Source organism: Synechococcus sp. WH 8109, from assembly GCF_000161795.2.
GTDB lineage: Bacteria > Cyanobacteriota > Cyanobacteriia > PCC-6307 > Cyanobiaceae > Parasynechococcus.
Window position 1 is genome coordinate 917227 of the sequence record NZ_CP006882.1, and the last position, 16657, is coordinate 933883.

Below are 16657 nucleotides of genomic sequence, written 5' to 3' on the forward strand. Positions count from 1 at the left end.
TCAAAGGCTTCTCAGGGCAACAATCGGGTCGAGCTTTGCGGCTCGTCGGGCTGGAACGACACCGAAGAACAGCCCTATGGATCCTGAGAGTCCAACGGTGACCACCACCATCGTTGCGCCGATGGTCGCTGGCAGGGGCGTGACCGCTGCCACGAGGCTTACGGTTCCAAGACCCGCCAGCGTGCCGATGGCGCCGCCCAGGCTGGCAAGCACTAGGGATTCCACCAGAAATTGCTGCAGAACATCACTGCTGCGGGCCCCAAGGGCTTTGCGCAGACCGATCTCCTCGGTGCGTTCGCTGACGGACACCAACATGATGTTCATGATCCCGATGCCTCCCACCAGCAGGGAGATCCCACCGATGGCCCCGAGCATCAGGGTGAGTCCTCCGGTGATGGTGCTCACGATGGTGAGAGCGTCCTTCTGCGACCGCACCACGAAATCGTCATCTCGGAGAATCCGGTGCCGTTGTCTCAGCAGGTTGTTGATCTGAAAGCTGGCTGCGCTGATGCTCTGTTCATCTATGGCTTCAACACTGATGGAGTTCAGGCTGATGCCGTAAATGGGATCCCGACCGGTGATCCGGTTCACCATCGTGGTGATTGGGATGTAAGTGTTTTCATCCTGGTTGCTGCCGAACACGGCACCCTTGGGGGCCATCACACCCACTACCTCAAAGCTTTGATTGCCGATGCGCAACTGCTGGCCAATCGCTGAGCCAGTGGGAAACAACTTGGTGCGGAGATCAGAGCCGAGCACGGCGATGGCTTTCGCCCCGGCGACGTCCTCGGCGTTGATGAAACGGCCCTTGGCCACTTCGAAGCTGCGCACCGGAAGGAACTCCGATGTCGCTCCGAAGACCGCACCCGTTGAACTGCGGGCGCCCGCCTGCACCACCTGATTGGTGTTGATCAGGGGCGCGACGCGTTTGACGCTGGGAACCTGGGTGGCGATGGCTTTGGCATCTTCCAGGACGAGCGTTTTCGGTCGTGTGACCCCCTGGCGTCTGGCGTTTGTGTTGCCCGGAACCACAAACAGCACATTGGCGCCGAGGTTGTTCAACTGGCCTTCAGCCAGCAATTGCGCTCCCCGTCCAACCCCCACCAGGGTGATCACCGAGGCGTTGCCGATAACGATGCCCACCATCGTGAGCAGGCTGCGCAGCCTGTTGCTGCGCAGGGTGGACAGGGCCATCCTCACCGTTTCCGTTGCTGGCATGCGCCGGGTCATGGTGTGGCGTAGCTCAGATCAGTGTGGCCTCAGCTTCGTTGCCGACGATGCTTACCTTCACCAGATCTGTGGATCCGGAAACGCCGGTATGGGTGCCTGCGGACTGAACCACGAGATCACCCTCCTTCAGCAGATCGAGCTCTTTGGCTTTGACCATGGCCGCCTGGAAGGTCTGCGTGGTGCGTTCGCCCTGGGGAATCACCAGCGGTGTCACGCCCCACACCAGCTGAAGACGACAGGCGACCGTGCGATCAGGTGTGATGGCAAGGATCGGTGCCGCAGGCCGGAACTTGCTGACGTTGCGAGCTGTGGCCCCACTTCGGGTGAGGGGAAGAATCGCGGAGGCATTGAGCTGGCTGGCAATGGTGCTGACCGCACCGCTCAACGCGTTGGGAATGGTGCTGGGCAGGTGGCTATCGATCGAGCGTTGGGGATAGTCCTTCTCGATCCGTCGGGCAATGGTGGCCATGGTCTGAACGGCTTCCACGGGAAAATCCCCCACCGCGGTCTCGTTGGAAAGCATCACGGCGTCGGTGCCATCCAAGATGGCGTTGGCCACGTCGCTGACTTCAGCTCGGGTTGGCCGGGGGCTGGAGGCCATGGAATCCAGCATCTGTGTGGCCGTGATGATCGGGATGCCCAGGCTGTTGGCCTTGCGGATCAATTCCTTCTGCAGCAACGGCACTTCTTCTGCCGGCATCTCCACGCCTAGGTCACCGCGGGCCACCATTACGCCGTCACAGAGCGGCAGGATCGAATCGATCTGATCGATGGCCTCAAACTTTTCGATCTTCGCCACCACAGGGGTCTCATGGCCATGTTCGCGGATCAGTCCGCGAATTTCCTCCATGTCGGAGGGATTGCGCACGAAGCTGAGGGCCACCCAGTCCACCCCCTGGCTGAGGCCGAAGGCTAAGTCGGTCTTGTCCTTGTCCGTGAGGGCGCGAACGGACAACTGAACGTCTGGGAAGTTGACGCCCTTGTTGTTGGAGAGAACACCGCCCACGGTGACGGTGCAATGCAAGGTCTGCTGCGCTTTGTCGACGGTATCGACCTTCATCTCAACGCGGCCGTCGTCGAGCAGGATCCGGCTTCCTGCGGTGACTTCGTCCGCCAGCTTGTTGTACGTCACCGTTGCGATCGTCTTGTCGCAGCTCACCGGCCTTGAGGTGAGTGTGAAGGGATCGCCGTTGGCCAGGGTGATTGGACCCTCAGCAAAACGCCCGAGCCGGATCTTCGGGCCCTGGAGGTCTTGAAGGATGCCGATGGTCTGCCCCAATTCCTCAGACACCTGACGAATTGTGGCGATGCGTGCGGCGTGTTCGCTGTGGTCCCCGTGGGAAAAGTTCAGCCTGAAAGTGGTGGCACCAGCCTTGACCAGCTCCTTGATCCGCTCCGGACTCTCCGTGGCAGGGCCGATGGTGGCCACGATCTTGGTCCGTCGGTTCAGGTCGAACTGGCCCATATCGCGGCTGAAAATCCTTGCGGAAACTACCATCCGGGCGTTTCCCAACCGGCCCCATGGAGATGAATTCCTATCAGGACGCCGCCCGAAAGACGGCTGCCTACCCGGATGTGGGCCGTAATCCCATCTATCCGACCCTCGGTTTGACCGGTGAAGCCGGCGAGGTGGCCGACAAGGTGAAAAAGGTGATTCGCGACCGCGGCGGTGTGTTCGATGCCGACACCCGCGAAGCGATCAAGTTGGAGCTGGGAGATGTGCTCTGGTACGTGGCTCAGCTGGCCAGCGAACTGGGTTATGACCTGAACGAGGTGGCTGACGCCAACCTGCAGAAACTGTCGAGCCGGGCTGCCCGTGGGCGCATCGGAGGCAGTGGTGACCAACGTTGATTTCCTGATGCTCCGTCGACTTGTTTCCATGCTGTGCAGCCTGCCCCTACTGCTGGGGCTAGCGCTCCCCTGCGATGCCGCTGAACTGCAACTCAGTGAGGTCCGCCTTGATCCCTGCGGAGAGCTGGATGCTGGCAATCAACCTGAATTGAGCCGCCCTGTTGGTGCCAGCTGTTATGTGTTGACTGGAGACGTTGAGAACCGCAGCAAGAACAGCGTCATCGACACCGATGTGTATGCACGGATCCTGGATGCCAGTGGTGAACCGGTTCTTCCAAACAGAACCCGGGTGGGGTCGATCGGGGATGTGAACCCCGGTCTCTCCCCGTTCGCTCTGCGGATCTCAGTGCCCGCCGGAACCCCAGGGCCGTTTGTGATCAAAAATCCCCGTGCCCGTGGATTCAATGCTCCAGTCCGAAGCCGCGTTGATGCTGACGACGATGACCTGCTGCCGTTGGAACGGGGTATTAACCAGCAGTGATCACCAGGTTGATCCGCCGAAGTAGTCATTGACAGTGCCGATGGATCCCTGCAGTGCCCATTTCATTGCTGATAGGGCGAAAAACGCCAGCAGAGCTGAGAGGTCAATGCCTCCCAAAGGAGGGATTAGCCCTCTAAAGGCGTTCAAATAGGGATCCGTGATGGCTCCAACGCTGCTCAGTACCGGATTGCTCCAGTCGAGGTTGGGAAACCAGCTCAGAAGGACCCGAACGATGAGAACGAACGAATAAATATCAACCGTCGCGTAAAGCACCTGCAGCAGGGTGACTGGGAGAGATTCCATGACGGGGGCTGTTCTGCTCCGACTTTATGCAGCTTCCGTCAAATCGGTTGCCCCAAGATCAGGAAGCACGGAGAAGGTGCGGTGAAATTTCTCGGTGAGGGTTAGCCAGTAGGACCGCCCCTCGCTCTGACGACGCCGTTCGATGAATTCCTGCGCCAGAAGCTCCTTGATGTGGTCGTAGGCCCCCGAGCCCCGCAGATCCACAAGATCCGATTGAAGAATGCGTTTCTTCAGGGCAATGGTGGCGAGGGTTCGCAGAGTTGCCGTGGAGAGATTTACCGGCAGCAGGTCTTTGACCAGATCGCCCATGCCCGGCCGGAGCTGCAGTCCGTAGCGACCGCTCTGTTCAACGATCTCCAGGGCACTGTCCCGCTGGGCGTAGGAGGCCGTCAGGGCGACGAGGGCTTCTTCAACGGTTCGGCGGTCGGAGTCGGCCAGTTCGGCCAGTTCGCCGATGCTGACGGGCCGACCCTTGAGATAAAGAATCGCCTCGAGCCGGGTGGGCAGGGATGGAGACGTCATCACAACCCCTCGAGAGCACTCAAGCTACCGCCCTGAAACTCAGAGGAACAGGCCATAGGCCGGGTTGTTTGTTTCATCCCAGTGGCGATAGCCCAGGGCATTGAGGAATTCGGTCCAGCCCTGCATCTCCTGTTCCGGCACCAGTACGCCAACAACGATGCGCCCCACGTCAGCACCGTGGTTTCTGTAGTGGAAGATGCTGATGCTCCAGCCGGGATGGAGAGCATCCACGAAACTCATCAAGGCACCCGGGCGTTCGGGAAATTCGAAGCGATACAGCAGCTCTTTGCATTCCCCGGCACAGGCCGTGCGGGCTGAAGCCGGCAGACGGCCCCCCACCATGTGGCGCAGGTGGACCTTGGCAAATTCGTTTTCGCTGAGATCGAGGCAGGGGAAGCCCCCACGCTCCAGTTGGCCCAGCAGTAAGGCACGGTCGTTTTCATCGCTCACCTGCACACCGATGAAGATCTGCGCCGAGGCTCCATCAGTCATGCGGTAACTGAATTCCGTGAGGCTGCGCTCCCGTAGCAGTTCGCAAAGCCGCCTCAGGCTGCCGGGTGATTCGGGAATCTCCACGGCCAGCATTGCCTCGCGCTCTTCCCCGAGCTCAGCCCGTTCGGCGATGAAACGCAGCCGGTCGAAATTCATGTTGGCCCCGCAGGCCACCGCCACCAGATTGCGCCCCGCCAGCTGGCGCTCGGCCACGTCCTGTTTGAGCCCAGCAACCGCCAGGGCACCGGCGGGCTCCAGGATTGAACGGGTGTCTTCAAAGACGTCCTTGATCGCGGCACAGATGGCATCGGTGTCGACCCGCACCATGCGATCGACGAACTGCTGGGCCAGCGCAAAGGTGTGTTCCCCCACCTTTCTCACGGCGACGCCATCGGCAAACAGCCCCACCTGTTCCAGTTCCACCCGCTGCCCTTGCTGGAGGGAGCGGCTCAGGGCATCGGCATCCACCGGCTCCACGCCGATCACCTCCGTTTCCGGCCACAGACGTTTGACGTAAGCAGCGATGCCCGCGATCAGGCCACCACCGCCCACGGCCACATAGATCGCGTTGGGTGGCTGCTCGGCCTGGCGCATGATCTCCATTCCGATCGTTCCTTGGCCTGCGATCACTTCCGGATCGTCGAAGGGGTGAATGAAGGTGAGCCCCTCGGCCTTGCAGCGTCGCTGTGCTTCCGCGGAGCACTCGTCGTAGGTCTCGCCATGGAGGACCACGTCACCACCCAGGGCCCGCACGGCGCGCACTTTCACCTCGGGTGTGGTGCTTGGCATCACTATCACGGCCCGACAGCCAAGCTTCTGGGCACTCAGGGCGACGCCCTGGGCATGGTTACCGGCACTGGAGGCAATCACACCGCGCTTGAGCTCGTCTCTGCTGAGCTGCGCCATGCGGTTGTAGGCGCCGCGCAGCTTGAACGAGAACACCGGCTGGAGATCCTCACGCTTCAGCGAGACCGTGTTGTTCAGCCGGCGGCTCAGATTGGGGGCGGGATCCAAAGGGGTTTCCCGTGCCACGTCGTAAACGCGGGCACGCAGGATCCGCTGCAGGTAGTCGGTCATCTCACCATTCTTCCAAGGATTCGATCCAGACAGGATCCGGGTTGGTTCCCGTAGATTGCATGTATTGGAGTTGGCAGTGCATGCATCTCGGAGATCTGAAGCATCCGAATGAACTGCACGGACTCAGCCCGGCTCAACTTGAGGACGTAGCTCGGCAGATTCGTGAGCGGCATCTGCAGGTGGTGTCCACCAGCGGTGGTCACCTTGGGCCTGGCCTGGGGGTTGTGGAGCTGACTCTGGCGCTCTATCAGACGTTGGATCTCGACCATGACCGTGTGATTTGGGATGTGGGCCATCAGGCCTACCCCCACAAATTGATCACCGGCCGGTTCAACGATTTCGATTCCCTGCGTCAGCAGCACGGGGTGGCGGGTTACCTCAAGCGCACAGAGAGCAACTTCGACCATTTCGGAGCGGGCCACGCCAGCACCTCCATCTCAGCGGCGCTGGGTATGGCCATGGCGCGGGACAACCGGGGAGAGTCGTTCAAATGTGTTGCCGTCATTGGTGATGGAGCCCTGACAGGCGGCATGGCTCTTGAGGCCATCAACCACGCAGGACACCTCCCCAACACCCCGCTCCTGGTGGTGCTGAACGACAACGACATGTCGATCTCTCCGCCGGTGGGTGCGCTCTCGAACGTGCTGAACCGTGCGCGGCTCAGCCCACCGATGCAGTTCCTCTCAGGGAGTGTTGAGGAAAGTGTTCGGCATCTGCCTTTCATGGGTGGTGAGATTCCTGCGGAACTCAACCGACTAAAGGGCAGCATGCGTCGCCTCGCGGTTCCCAAGGTGGGTGCCGTGTTCGAGGAACTGGGCTTCACCTACATGGGGCCTATCGACGGTCACGACATCGGTGAAATGGTGCGCACCTTCCAGGCGGCCCACCGTGAGGGTGGCCCTGTGCTGGTGCATGTAGTCACCAAAAAGGGCAAGGGCTATCCCTATGCAGAGGCCGATCAGGTTGGCTATCACGCCCAATCGGCTTTTGATCTCGGCACCGGCAAAGCGATTCCGTCGTCCAAACCCAAGCCCCCCAGCTACAGCAAGGTGTTTGGGCAGACCCTGGTCAAGCTCTGTGAGCAGAACAGTCGGGTGATCGGCATCACCGCGGCTATGGCCACCGGTACCGGTCTCGATCTGCTTCAGAAGGCCGTTCCGGATCAGTACGTGGACGTTGGCATCGCTGAGCAACATGCCGTCACCCTGGCGGCAGGCATGGCCTGCGAGGGGTTGCGCCCTGTCGTTGCCATCTACAGCACCTTCCTTCAGCGCGCCTTCGACCAGTTGATCCACGACGTAGGCATCCAGAAGCTGCCGGTCACCTTCGTGCTCGATCGAGCCGGCATCGTTGGAGCCGACGGGCCGACCCACCAGGGTCAGTACGACATCAGCTACATGCGGGCCATTCCCAACTTCACTGTGATGGCACCGAAGGATGAGGCTGAGCTCCAGCGCATGCTGGTGACCTGCCTGCAGCACGACGGCCCTACGGCGCTGCGGATTCCGCGGGGCTCCGGGGAAGGCGTGCCGTTGATGGAAGAGGGTTGGGAATCGCTGCCGATCGGCCGCGGTGAATTGCTGCGGGAAGGCGACGATCTGATGATCCTGGCCTACGGCTCGATGGTGGCTCCAGCCCTCGCCACAGCAACGCTTCTGGAGGAAGCCGGTCTCTCCACCACCGTGATCAATGCTCGCTTTCTGAGGCCCCTGGATCAGGCGCTGATCCATCCGCTGGCACGTCGCATCCCCCGCGTGGTCACCATGGAAGAGGGGGCCCTACCCGGCGGTTTTGGCGCAGCGGTCCTGGAGTCGTTGATCGACCAGGACATCAACGTGTCGATGCTGCGCATCGGCATCCCCGACCAGCTGGTTGATCACGCCACGCCGCAGCAGAGCAAGGAAGCTCTCGGCCTGACTCCTGCGCATATGGCTGAACGCATCCTTGAGCGCTTCAGCAACACCTCTGGTGATATGCCAGCCACCGCTTCGATCAAGGCCCTGCAGGCCTGACGTAGAGGCATCGGTGTCGGTTCTGATCGTTGGTGCTGGGCCGTCCGGTGCTCGTCTGGCGATTCAATTGGCGCGGGCGGGTGCTGAGGTCACCCTGGTGGATCGCCTGCCGGATCCCCATCGCCATGCCTATTCCAGTGGTGCCCTGCCTCTGGAGGCTGTTCGTCGCTTAGGTCTTCCGGATGACGCCATTGCCGCCACCTGGCAGGGCTGGCAGCTGCACGATCCCTCGGGTCTGGTTCATCAGTGGTGGTCGTCCGGCGATTTGGGGGTCGTGCTCGACTTCGGCCGGCTTCGGTCCTGGCTCTGGGAGGAAGCGCGCCGACATGGAGTGGAGTTGATCCAGGGCTGCCGGGCTGCGCTGAGCACGCTCACGGCCGATCAAGCCAGCGTGCGGCTGCAAACATGCGATGGGCGGTCGTCATTGCGCTCAGCGCGCTGGCTGATTGATGCCACCGGTGCACGCCGAGATCTGCTGCGGCAGGCCGGCCTCAGCCCCAATCCCGAGGATCCTCTGCTGCAGGGCATCGGCGTTGAGTTGTTGCTGCAGGCCGATGACCGTCAGGCGGCTGCCTGGCGGGATCGGATCAGTTTCTTCCTGGGCACCGCCTGGATCCCCCATGGATACGGCTGGATCTTTCCCATGCAGGGGCAACGGCTGAAGGTGGGGGTCTGTCACCTCCCACCGGCGGATCGTCCGACTCCCGGCAGCCTGGCTGGACCCCTTCAGGGCTTGATTCAACGCTGTGGCTTGAGCGCCTGCCCGGTGCTGGATCGCCATGGCGGGCCTGTGTCCAGCAGCATCGCCCGCTCCGAACCCTTGGTGGCTGGTGCGCTCCTGGCGGTGGGGGATGCGGCCAGTTCCGCCAATCTGCTTGGGGGAGAAGGGATCCGCCATGCGATGGACAGCGCCGATCAACTAGCCGATCTGTTACTCGCTGAAGGGATGTCTGGGCACTCCAAGGCCATGGCTCTTCGCTACCAAGAGCAGCTCAAGGCCCAGCAGAGTTGGCGCTGGTTGGTGTCGGGCCGGTTGGCACGGCGCACCTGGTGGGGCATCGACAATCCAAGGGCGGATCGACGTCTGGAACGACTGATCCATGGGCTTTCTGCGAACGCTGAAGCTCGTGATCTCTCAGAGATGTTGTTCAACTACAACTTCGAGCGTTACGGCCTGCGCCTGCTGCCGTATCTGCTCTGAGCCAGGGTTGATTCAGGGAGGAGACTGGCTCCTCCCTCAAGACATGTGCTTCAGAGCACGCCGCGGGCGGCCAGGCCTTGGATGGCGCCGATGCCGATGATGTGGCCGAGGCTGGTGGTGCCGAGCAGGGCTGCATGACCCATGCCGCCGAAGAAGGAAGCGTTGGGGAGTGCAGCGCCAACGTTCGGGTGCTTGATCGTGGCCTTGCCGACCATGATGGCAACCACATTGCAGAGGATCATCACCAAGGCGACCTTGGGAGACCAGGACACGGAGGCGGGAGCGATCGCGAAAAAGTGGGTCAGCATTCGAGCCAATGAGCGACACCTCATCTTCCGGTGATCGCGACGCCTTGCCTGCCTCTCTTAAGAGTTGTTCACCCTTTTTTGGGGGTTGGTAACAACAGTCCGATCACCAAAACCGTGTTGCTGAGGGTGAGAAAGGCTTCTGCCCCACCGTGCAACCAGTCAATCTCCACCAGTTCCGCTGAGCAGCAGCGCAGAGCGGCAATGGCGGCTCCAATCGTGACGGCCACAAACAGCAGTGTGAGCTGAAAGCCCCGTTCCGCCATCAGTGGAAGCGCTTCACTTTTGCGGAGCCAGTAGAGAAACAGCAGATAGGGGATCAGCGAGGCCGCGAACAGCGGTGCGGGATCAAAGTTCATGGAGCACTTGCTCCGTCCACCACCCGGAGTCGTTGGAGCTGCCAGGCCGCCAAGGCAAGGGTGCAGTTGCCGATCACGGTGAACAGGGCCTGCAGGGTGATCAGCCCCCGCAGCGCTTCGCTGTTGTCAAACAGATGCCAGGTGCAGGCGGCCATTGCACTGACGAGGGCGGGAAGCATGGCCCAGGCCATGCCCTGCAGGCCACGCCGATGCATCAACACGATCGCCACGCACCACTCCACCACGGAGGCGACGTGGATCCACCAGGTTCCGAGCGACAACGCGTGCATGCCCTGAATCCTAAGAATCCGTTGATAATGCCAGGAGTGAACAGGCTGCTGTCCGTGGTCCGCCCCACTGCGCCTGTATTGCTGCTTTGCGGCTACTACGGAGAGCACAACCTCGGCGACGATGCCCTGCTTCAGGTGCTGGTGTCGTCATTTCCCCAGCCGCAGCAGCTGTTGATCACTGCCCGAGATCCGGTCCCCGTTCTGGCTTTGGCTCCGGTGGCGCAGACGGTGAACCGCCGTTCCTTGCGGCTTTGCCTTCGTGCGGCCCTGAGAGCTGATGTTCTGGTGCTTGGTGGCGGGAGCCTGCTGCAGGACAGCACCAGCTTCAGCAGTCTCGTCTATTACTTGCTGCTGATGACGGTTGCCCGTTTAGGTGGCGCCGAGGTGGTTCTCTGGGGGCAGGGCCTTGGACCCTTGCAGCGTCGGATCAGTCGCCTGTTGGTTCGTACGGTGTTGCCCCTCTGCAAGGCAGCGAGTTGGAGGGATCAGTGCTCCTTTGATTGGGCCCAGCGTTGGGCGCCCAAGCTGCCGATGGTGCTGGCCGCCGATCCGGTCTGGCAGATGCCGGCGCGCCCTTGGCTTGGTGGCGACGCCATCGTGCTCAGCTGGCGTCCTACACCTTTGTTGGATCACGCGGGCTGGCGTTGCTTGACGGAGGCTTTGGATCGGCTCAGTGCCGAATTGGATGCGCCGGTGATCTGGCTGGCCTTCCATCACCATCAGGACGCACCCCTGTTGCAGCATCTGGGTGATCAAGGTCTGCTGCCGCCGCGATTGAAAGCGCGCAGCTCAACCCTGGTTCCCCAGTCCCTGGAGGTTGTGTCTGATCTAGTGCAGCGGGCGCGCCTGGTGCTGCCGATGCGGTTGCATGCCCTGATCCTGGCCCGACTGGCCAACAGCCCCATGACTGCCCTCAGCTACGACCCGAAGGTGGAGGCTGCAGCGGCCATGGCCACGGTGCCCTGTATCCCCTTGCGGTCGCTTCCTTCTGTGGATGATCTGCTGACTCTTTGGCGGGCCGAAGTGGACCGTCCAGCCGATCCTGATCAGACCGAAGCCCTGCGACGTCAGGCCTCAGCGCACAGCGAGCTTCTCAATCGGATGGCAGCCGACGGCCGCTGACGGCATCGAAACGGTGCTCACAAGCGCTGGGCCAACTGATGCGTGGCTCAGCTTCGATCGCTGCTTCTCCGGGGCAGACCAGCCGCAGGTCGCTGCGATCGCAGCGCACCAGCAGCATCTGGTTGGCTCCGAACCATTCACGGCTGAGGATCGTGCAGGGTGAGCCTGCGGGATCGAGCCTTAGATCGTCCGGTCGGATGCCGGTGATTACTCCGTCTTTTGCTGGCAGCAGATTCATCTGCGGGCGGCCGATGAACTGGGCGACGTATGTGCTGGCCGGTTGCAGGTACAGCTCGCGGGGTGTTCCGATCTGTTCAATCCTTCCCTCGCGCATCACGGCGATGCGATCCGCCAGCGCCATCGCCTCCTGCTGGTCATGGGTGACGTAGACCACAGGCTGTTCACCGCCGATCATCAGACGGCGCAGTTGAGGTCGCAGGTCCTCACGCAACTGGGCATCGAGATTGCTCATCGGCTCATCCAGCAGGTACACGAGGGGATCCCGCAACAGGGCTCGGGCCAGGGCCACGCGCTGGCGCTGGCCGCCAGAAAGTTGTGAGGGCCGTTGCCGGGCTTGCCCGCTGAGCTGCAACACCTCTAGGACTCCGCGGATCCGTTCATCGCGGGCGGCGGCGCTGCCGCACCGCATGCGCAGCCCCAGTTCGAGGTTATCCCACACATTTAAATGCGGGAACAGTGCATAGCTTTGAAACACCATCCCTACCCGGCGTCGTTCAGAGGGCACGTCGACCATCTCCGCACCATTGATGAGAATCGAACCTTTATCGGGGTGATCGAGCCCGGCGATCAGACGCAAGGCCGTGCTTTTCCCACAGCCGCTGGCCCCAAGCAGAGCGACGCATTCGCCGTTGGCAACATCGAGGTCGAGCTGGTGGAGAACCTGTCGCTCGCCGAAGCGCTTGTTGATGGCCCGAAGTTGCAGTGTCATCCCTTGATTGCTCCGTTGGTGAGTCCACTGACGATCTGGCGCTGAAACACCAGCACCAGCACCAGAAGAGGAATGGCACCGAGCACGGTGGCTGCCGCGTAGGTGCCGTAGGGGACGGAATAGGTGGATGATCCCGCAATTCGGGCCATCGCCACCGGCAAAGTGAGCAGATCGCTGCGGCTCAGCCAGGTGAGCGCCACGGGAAATTCGTTCCAGGCGAACAGGAACACCAGGATTGCTGTGCTGGCGGAGGCCGGTGCAATTAAGGGGAGCAGCACCCAGCGCAGCCGCTGACACAACGACAGCCCCTCCAGCTTTGCTGCGTCTTCGAGATCTTTGGGCAGGGCTTCAAATGCCGCCGTGAGCAGCAGCAGGGCCAGAGGCATCGACAGAGCGCTGTAGGGAATAGCGATGGCGATCAGGTTGTTGCCCAGGGCAAAGGTGCGGGCCAGTTCGAGCAGCGCCAGAAACAGCAGCACATAAGGGAACAGAGCGGCGCCCACCACGGCAGTGCGGAGGATTCCTTTCAACCGCTGAGGCAGTTTCGCCAGCCCGTAGGACGCGGGGATGGCCAGCATCAAGGTGAGCAGTGTCGTGAGTGAAGCCACCAAGCTGCTGTTGAACAGGTACCGCCAGAAGGGCGGATTGGTGCTGAGCAGATCCCGGTAGTTGTTGAGCGTCCAACGGCTCCAGAAGCTCAGTTGGTGATTGACCAGGGCATCTGCGGTGGTGAAGGAACTCAGCAGCTGCCACAGCATCGGACCGAGGGACCAGACCAGCAGCAGTGCTATCCAGAGCGAACGTCGTGTCATCAATCCATGCGTCATCGGTCCAGGGGCCTCAACAAACCGAAGCTCTTCAGCAGCAACGTGCCCGCAAGGATCAGCGCGGTGAGCAGTAGGAATCCCGCGAGCATCACCGTGGCGCTGTAGCCGAAATCGAGGAAGCGCATGCCGTTGAGGTAGGCATAGAGGGCAATGCTTTCGGTGCTGCCGGCAGGACCACCACCGGTGAGCACCTGCACCAGATCGAACACCCCGAAAGCCTGGGCCAGGCGGAATAGGAGGCTCAGCAGGATGTAGGGGAGTAACAGCGGCAGGGTGACTCTGCGAAGCGCCTGAAGGGGCGTTCCCCCTTCCAGGCGAAAGGCGCTGTAGAGGTCGTCGGGAATGCTCTGGAGTCCCGCCAGAAGAATCAGCGTGATGAAGGGCGTTGTCTTCCAGACATCGGCAAACACGGTCACCAGCCAGGTGATCGATGGGGTGGACAACAGATCCAGGGAGTTGAGGCCAAGGCTTCGTGCCAGCACCTCGATCGGGCCGTAGGGGGTGTTGAAGATCCAGCGCCAGCCCAGGGCCATCATCGTTGTCGGCAGGGCCCAGGGCAGCAGGGTCAGGGCGCGAACGGCTCCTCTGCCGCGCCAGCGTTGATGCAGCAGCAGCGCAATGGCGAGGGCCAAAAGCAACTCCAAACCCACCGAGATCAGGGCAAAGCGCGCGGTTTGTCCGGCATCTACCCAGAAGCGCTGATCAGCCGCCAGTCGCCACCAGTTGGCTCCGCCGTTGGCCACCGGTTCAAGGCCGGTGAGAACGGAATATGCGTGGAAGCTCAGCCAGGCGTAGCGAAGCATCGGCCAGCCGAACACCACCGCGATCAAGAGCAGCGCAGGAGCAGCCAGGAGCATCGTCATGGCGTGGCTCCCGCAGCACGCAGCAGGGTTTGGCTTCGCTGCTGACTGGTGGCCATGGCCTCATCGGCGGACCCGGCACCGGTGAACAAGCCGTTGAGTTCTCGCTGCACCACATCGCTCAGCTGGGCATACAGCGGGGTAGGTGGACGAACCAACGCACTGTTCAAGGCCACCAGCAGATCCGGCAGCACAGGAGAGGCCTTCAGCATCTCCGGGTCGTTGAACAGATCCGCCTGGATAGGGGTGTAGCCGTTGTTGAGAAAGCGCTGCCGCTGGGCGTCTTCGCTGGTGAGGTAGCGAATCGCTTCCACCGCTGCTTCCTTGTGCTGCGATTGGCGCATCAGGCTCAGCCCCCAGCTGCCGAGGGTGGCTCCGGGACGTTCACCCGGTTGTGCCACCATCAGGCTGATGCCTACGTTGCCTTTTACAGCGCTGTCGTCCTTCTGCAGTTCAGCCCAGGCGTATGGCCAGTTGCGCATCAGAGCCGCATCACCGGCCTTGAAGGCCTGGAGCGACTCCGCCTCGGCGTAATTGGTCACGGCGTAAGGGCTGACGCCTTTGTTGATCAGATCGTTCAACCAGGCTGCTGCCGCCGTTGCCTCAGGCGAATCGAGTTCCATGGCGTTGGTGCTGGTGTCCATCCAGTCACCGCCGAAGCCCTGCAGCACTTCCAGGAAGTCGCAACTTAGGCCTTCGTACTGACGCCCCTGCCAGACAAACCCGTTGGCAACGGCTTGGTTTTCAACGAGGCGTCCAGCAACCTCCACCAGCGCGTCGGGAGTTGTTGGTGGCTGATCCATCAGATCCGTGCGCCAGTAGAGCAGTCCCACATCGGCCACCAGCGGCCAGCGGTAGAGATGACCGTTGTAGTCATTGCCGAGCCGTGCGCCTTGCACCAGTTGCTCCTGGGCGCCCTGATCAAACCAGGGATCCAGGGCTTCCAGCCAGCCGGCGGCGGCATATTTCGGCAACCAGGTGACATCCATCAACAGCGCGTCGAACGGCGCATCACCGAGCAGAAGACTGCTGATTGCCAGGTCTGAGATCGATTCCGTGTTCAACGGACCGCGAATCAACTTGAGATGAATCCGGCCGCGATGCTCGCGGTTGAAGGCTTTCACCAGATCGGCACTGGCATCGGTGAAGGACGAGGGCATGAGGATGCTCACCACCTCCTCGCGCGAGGAGGCTGATCCAACCAGAACACCAAGGGCCATCATCAGCGCTAATGCACCGCCTAACAGCCAGCGGCGCAGTTTCATTGCAGGGTGGAGGGCGACAGGCCAGAAATCTGTTCCTCGGCCCAGTCACTCACCGTGTAGCTCTCCACGGCATCGGTCATGCGGCTCATGCGGTCGCGCTGCTCGTCTTCATCCATTTCCAGTGCCGATTCGATGGCCTCATCCATGCGGCGATTGGAATAGGGATTTGTGAGCACGGCACCATCCAGCACAACCGAGGCTCCGGTGAATTCCGAGAGCACAAGAACTCCGCCACGGTTGCGTCGAGCAGCGGCGTATTCCTTAGCCACCAGATTCAGGCCATCCCTCAGCGGTGTGATCCAGCAGACATCTGCATGGCAGAACCAGGCAATCATTTCGTCGTAGGGGATCCGACGGGTGGAAAAGCGGATGGGGACCCAATCGATCTGGCTGAAGCGGCCATTGATCCGCCCGGCCATTTCCTCGATGGAGCGTTGGGTGTCTTCGTAGATCTTCATCCCACTGGCAGCGGCCACACAAGCCAGCATCAGCACCACCTGGCCGTGCAGATCGTTGCGTCGTTCCAACAGCCGTTCAAAAGCCAGCAGCAACTCTTCGTTGCCCTTGGTGTAATCCACTCGACTGGCAGAAAGGATCAGTTTTCGGCCTTTTTTGGTGTCTTGAACGATCAATTCGCCATGGCTTTCAACCGACGGGCTCCAGCACAATTCCTGAATCAGATCGGGTGAGGTGCCCACCGGAGAGCTGAGTAACTGAATCGTGCGGCCATTGTGCTCGAGGTGACTGGTGACCGTGCCTTCCGAAAGGGCGGTTCCAACCTCAATAAATTTCTTGTCCACAAGGACTTTGGGCCCTCGTTTGGCGCCCACCAGGGTTGTGGCGGCACGAGCAAAGTTCTCCGTGTAGCGGGGAATGTGGAAGCCGACAACATCACAACAGAGCAAACTTTCCAGAATTTGCTCACGCCAAGGAAGGATGGCGAAAACATCATTACCCGGAAAAGGAGTGTGATGGAAAAAGGCAATCTTCAGGTCTGGACGTTCGGCTCGGATGTATCCGGGAGCTAACCAAAGGTTGTAGTCATGCACCCACACGGTTGCGCCTTCGGCGGCTTCGGCGCATGCCGCCATGGCGAAAAGCTTGTTGACCTCTTCAAAGATCTTCCAGTTCGCGTTGTTGACATTGAAATAGGTTGGAAACGTATGAAGAATTGGCCAGAAGCATTCTTTGGATGTGATGTGATAAAAACTGGAGATCTGTTCATCTTCCAGGGGGATTCGGCACAGAGTGAACGGCGAAGGGTTATCCATCTCAAACCGTTCTGTGCCCTCATTCGACTGATCGTCGACCCTTCTCCAGGCAATCCAAGTGCCCTTTTCGCAGCTACGGAAGAGGTTACGAAGGGTTGGAATAATTCCGTTAGGGCTTTTCTGGTCGACCCATATTCTTTTACCGTTCTTGTCTTTTGATTCGTCGAACGGCGTGCGGTGATAGAGGATTACAAATGAACTCTGACCCGCACCCATTTATTCGAACAATGCTTCGTTTGG

18 protein-coding genes are annotated in these 16657 nt (G+C 61.0%); 5 read left to right on the forward strand and 13 right to left on the reverse strand.

Annotated elements, in window-relative coordinates; translation table 11 throughout:
• Both Syncc8109_RS05030 and pyk read right to left on the reverse strand, forming a co-directional pair.
• Nucleotides 1–1230: an ABC transporter permease gene (locus Syncc8109_RS05030; protein WP_006852098.1), complete on the reverse strand. Its 1230-nt coding sequence runs from the start codon at nucleotides 1228–1230 to the stop codon at nucleotides 1–3.
• 13 nt (nucleotides 1231–1243) lie between these two features.
• On the reverse strand, nucleotides 1244–2695 hold the full coding sequence (gene pyk / locus Syncc8109_RS05035) for a pyruvate kinase (RefSeq protein WP_006849626.1): 1452 nt from the start codon (nucleotides 2693–2695) through the stop codon (nucleotides 1244–1246).
• 56 nt (nucleotides 2696–2751) lie between these two features.
• Here pyk and Syncc8109_RS05040 point away from each other — a divergent pair, with 56 nt between their 5' ends.
• Both Syncc8109_RS05040 and Syncc8109_RS05045 read left to right on the forward strand, forming a co-directional pair.
• A complete protein-coding gene (locus Syncc8109_RS05040) occupies nucleotides 2752–3081 on the forward strand; it encodes a nucleoside triphosphate pyrophosphohydrolase family protein (RefSeq protein ID WP_006850816.1) in 330 nt (109 codons plus the stop codon).
• A 7-nt stretch (nucleotides 3082–3088) separates the two neighbouring features.
• Nucleotides 3089–3562 carry a hypothetical protein gene (locus tag Syncc8109_RS05045; RefSeq protein WP_025362251.1) on the forward strand — a complete coding sequence of 158 codons (474 nt, stop codon included), beginning with the start codon at nucleotides 3089–3091 and terminating at the stop codon, nucleotides 3560–3562.
• On the opposite strand, the gene Syncc8109_RS05050 is transcribed toward Syncc8109_RS05045, so the two are convergent.
• From Syncc8109_RS05050 to ilvA, 3 genes are read right to left on the reverse strand one after another with little or no spacing between them, the layout of a single operon-like run.
• Nucleotides 3563–3865: a YggT family protein gene (locus Syncc8109_RS05050; RefSeq protein WP_006849993.1), complete on the reverse strand. Its 303-nt coding sequence runs from the start codon at nucleotides 3863–3865 to the stop codon at nucleotides 3563–3565.
• Nucleotides 3866–3889: 24 nt separating this feature from the next.
• A complete protein-coding gene (scpB, locus tag Syncc8109_RS05055; RefSeq protein WP_006851028.1) occupies nucleotides 3890–4387 on the reverse strand; it encodes an SMC-Scp complex subunit ScpB in 498 nt (165 codons plus the stop codon).
• A 39-nt stretch (nucleotides 4388–4426) separates the two neighbouring features.
• Entirely contained in the window at nucleotides 4427–5956 is a 1530-nt protein-coding gene (gene ilvA, locus Syncc8109_RS05060; protein ID WP_006851788.1) for a threonine ammonia-lyase, biosynthetic, read from the reverse strand.
• An 80-nt stretch (nucleotides 5957–6036) separates the two neighbouring features.
• On the opposite strand from ilvA, the gene dxs reads away from it, so the two are divergent.
• Nucleotides 6037–7968, forward strand: a complete 1932-nt coding sequence (dxs, locus tag Syncc8109_RS05065; protein ID WP_006851787.1) for a 1-deoxy-D-xylulose-5-phosphate synthase — start codon at nucleotides 6037–6039, stop codon at nucleotides 7966–7968.
• Nucleotides 7969–7981: 13 nt separating this feature from the next.
• Nucleotides 7982–9169, forward strand: a complete 1188-nt coding sequence (locus Syncc8109_RS05070) for an NAD(P)/FAD-dependent oxidoreductase (RefSeq protein ID WP_006849726.1) — start codon at nucleotides 7982–7984, stop codon at nucleotides 9167–9169.
• A gap of 50 nt (nucleotides 9170–9219) precedes the next feature.
• On the opposite strand, the gene psaK is transcribed toward Syncc8109_RS05070, so the two are convergent.
• From psaK to Syncc8109_RS05085, 3 genes are all read right to left on the reverse strand, one after another.
• A complete protein-coding gene (psaK, locus tag Syncc8109_RS05075) occupies nucleotides 9220–9477 on the reverse strand; it encodes a photosystem I reaction center subunit PsaK (RefSeq protein ID WP_025362252.1) in 258 nt (85 codons plus the stop codon).
• Nucleotides 9478–9545: 68 nt separating this feature from the next.
• Entirely contained in the window at nucleotides 9546–9833 is a 288-nt protein-coding gene (locus Syncc8109_RS05080; RefSeq protein WP_006851370.1) for a DUF3593 domain-containing protein, read from the reverse strand.
• Nucleotides 9830–10123, reverse strand: a complete 294-nt coding sequence (locus tag Syncc8109_RS05085) for a DUF2499 domain-containing protein (RefSeq protein ID WP_025362253.1) — start codon at nucleotides 10121–10123, stop codon at nucleotides 9830–9832. Before Syncc8109_RS05085 ends, Syncc8109_RS05080 begins: the two co-directional genes overlap by 4 nt.
• 54 nt (nucleotides 10124–10177) lie before the next feature.
• On the opposite strand from Syncc8109_RS05085, the gene csaB reads away from it, so the two are divergent.
• Entirely contained in the window at nucleotides 10178–11245 is a 1068-nt protein-coding gene (gene csaB / locus Syncc8109_RS05090) for a polysaccharide pyruvyl transferase CsaB (protein ID WP_006850459.1), read from the forward strand.
• Here csaB and Syncc8109_RS05095 read toward each other — a convergent pair.
• The 5 genes from Syncc8109_RS05095 to ggpS are packed head-to-tail and all read right to left on the reverse strand — an operon-like array spanning nucleotide 11217 to nucleotide 16633.
• Complete coding sequence (locus tag Syncc8109_RS05095; RefSeq protein WP_006849804.1) at nucleotides 11217–12194, reverse strand: ABC transporter ATP-binding protein; 978 nt, start codon at nucleotides 12192–12194, stop codon at nucleotides 11217–11219. The two genes, csaB and Syncc8109_RS05095, sit on opposite strands and share 29 nt — an antisense overlap.
• The gene (locus Syncc8109_RS05100; RefSeq protein WP_006851047.1) at nucleotides 12191–13006 is read right to left on the reverse strand and encodes a carbohydrate ABC transporter permease; all 816 of its coding nucleotides are present in this window, start codon (nucleotides 13004–13006) and stop codon (nucleotides 12191–12193) included. The genes Syncc8109_RS05095 and Syncc8109_RS05100 overlap by 4 nt, the downstream gene beginning before the upstream one ends.
• 11 nt (nucleotides 13007–13017) lie before the next feature.
• A complete protein-coding gene (locus Syncc8109_RS05105) occupies nucleotides 13018–13884 on the reverse strand; it encodes a carbohydrate ABC transporter permease (RefSeq protein WP_006851278.1) in 867 nt (288 codons plus the stop codon).
• A complete protein-coding gene (locus Syncc8109_RS05110; protein ID WP_006851909.1) occupies nucleotides 13881–15146 on the reverse strand; it encodes an ABC transporter substrate-binding protein in 1266 nt (421 codons plus the stop codon). Before Syncc8109_RS05110 ends, Syncc8109_RS05105 begins: the two co-directional genes overlap by 4 nt.
• Nucleotides 15143–16633, reverse strand: coding sequence for a glucosylglycerol-phosphate synthase (gene ggpS / locus Syncc8109_RS05115; RefSeq protein ID WP_006850140.1), 1491 nt, complete (start codon nucleotides 16631–16633; stop codon nucleotides 15143–15145). The genes Syncc8109_RS05110 and ggpS overlap by 4 nt, the downstream gene beginning before the upstream one ends.
• Nucleotides 16634–16657 lie beyond the last annotated feature (24 nt).

What these genes read in the sequence shown, in the direction of transcription:
- Syncc8109_RS05030 (WP_006852098.1), bottom strand. Translation starts at nt 1,230, where the DNA reads ATGACCCGGCGCATGCCAGCAACGGAAACGGTGAGGATGGCCCTGTCC.
- pyk (WP_006849626.1), bottom strand. Translation starts at nt 2,695, where the DNA reads ATGGGCCAGTTCGACCTGAACCGACGGACCAAGATCGTGGCCACCATC.
- Syncc8109_RS05040 (WP_006850816.1), top strand. Translation starts at nt 2,752, where the DNA reads ATGGAGATGAATTCCTATCAGGACGCCGCCCGAAAGACGGCTGCCTAC.
- Syncc8109_RS05045 (WP_025362251.1), top strand. Translation starts at nt 3,089, where the DNA reads ATGCTCCGTCGACTTGTTTCCATGCTGTGCAGCCTGCCCCTACTGCTG.
- Syncc8109_RS05050 (WP_006849993.1), bottom strand. Translation starts at nt 3,865, where the DNA reads ATGGAATCTCTCCCAGTCACCCTGCTGCAGGTGCTTTACGCGACGGTT.
- scpB (WP_006851028.1), bottom strand. Translation starts at nt 4,387, where the DNA reads ATGACGTCTCCATCCCTGCCCACCCGGCTCGAGGCGATTCTTTATCTC.
- ilvA (WP_006851788.1), bottom strand. Translation starts at nt 5,956, where the DNA reads ATGACCGACTACCTGCAGCGGATCCTGCGTGCCCGCGTTTACGACGTG.
- dxs (WP_006851787.1), top strand. Translation starts at nt 6,037, where the DNA reads ATGCATCTCGGAGATCTGAAGCATCCGAATGAACTGCACGGACTCAGC.
- psaK (WP_025362252.1), bottom strand. Translation starts at nt 9,477, where the DNA reads ATGCTGACCCACTTTTTCGCGATCGCTCCCGCCTCCGTGTCCTGGTCT.
- Syncc8109_RS05080 (WP_006851370.1), bottom strand. Translation starts at nt 9,833, where the DNA reads ATGAACTTTGATCCCGCACCGCTGTTCGCGGCCTCGCTGATCCCCTAT.
- Syncc8109_RS05085 (WP_025362253.1), bottom strand. Translation starts at nt 10,123, where the DNA reads ATGCACGCGTTGTCGCTCGGAACCTGGTGGATCCACGTCGCCTCCGTG.
- Syncc8109_RS05095 (WP_006849804.1), bottom strand. Translation starts at nt 12,194, where the DNA reads ATGACACTGCAACTTCGGGCCATCAACAAGCGCTTCGGCGAGCGACAG.
- Syncc8109_RS05100 (WP_006851047.1), bottom strand. Translation starts at nt 13,006, where the DNA reads ATGACACGACGTTCGCTCTGGATAGCACTGCTGCTGGTCTGGTCCCTC.
- Syncc8109_RS05105 (WP_006851278.1), bottom strand. Translation starts at nt 13,884, where the DNA reads ATGACGATGCTCCTGGCTGCTCCTGCGCTGCTCTTGATCGCGGTGGTG.
- Syncc8109_RS05110 (WP_006851909.1), bottom strand. Translation starts at nt 15,146, where the DNA reads ATGAAACTGCGCCGCTGGCTGTTAGGCGGTGCATTAGCGCTGATGATG.
- ggpS (WP_006850140.1), bottom strand. Translation starts at nt 16,633, where the DNA reads ATGGGTGCGGGTCAGAGTTCATTTGTAATCCTCTATCACCGCACGCCG.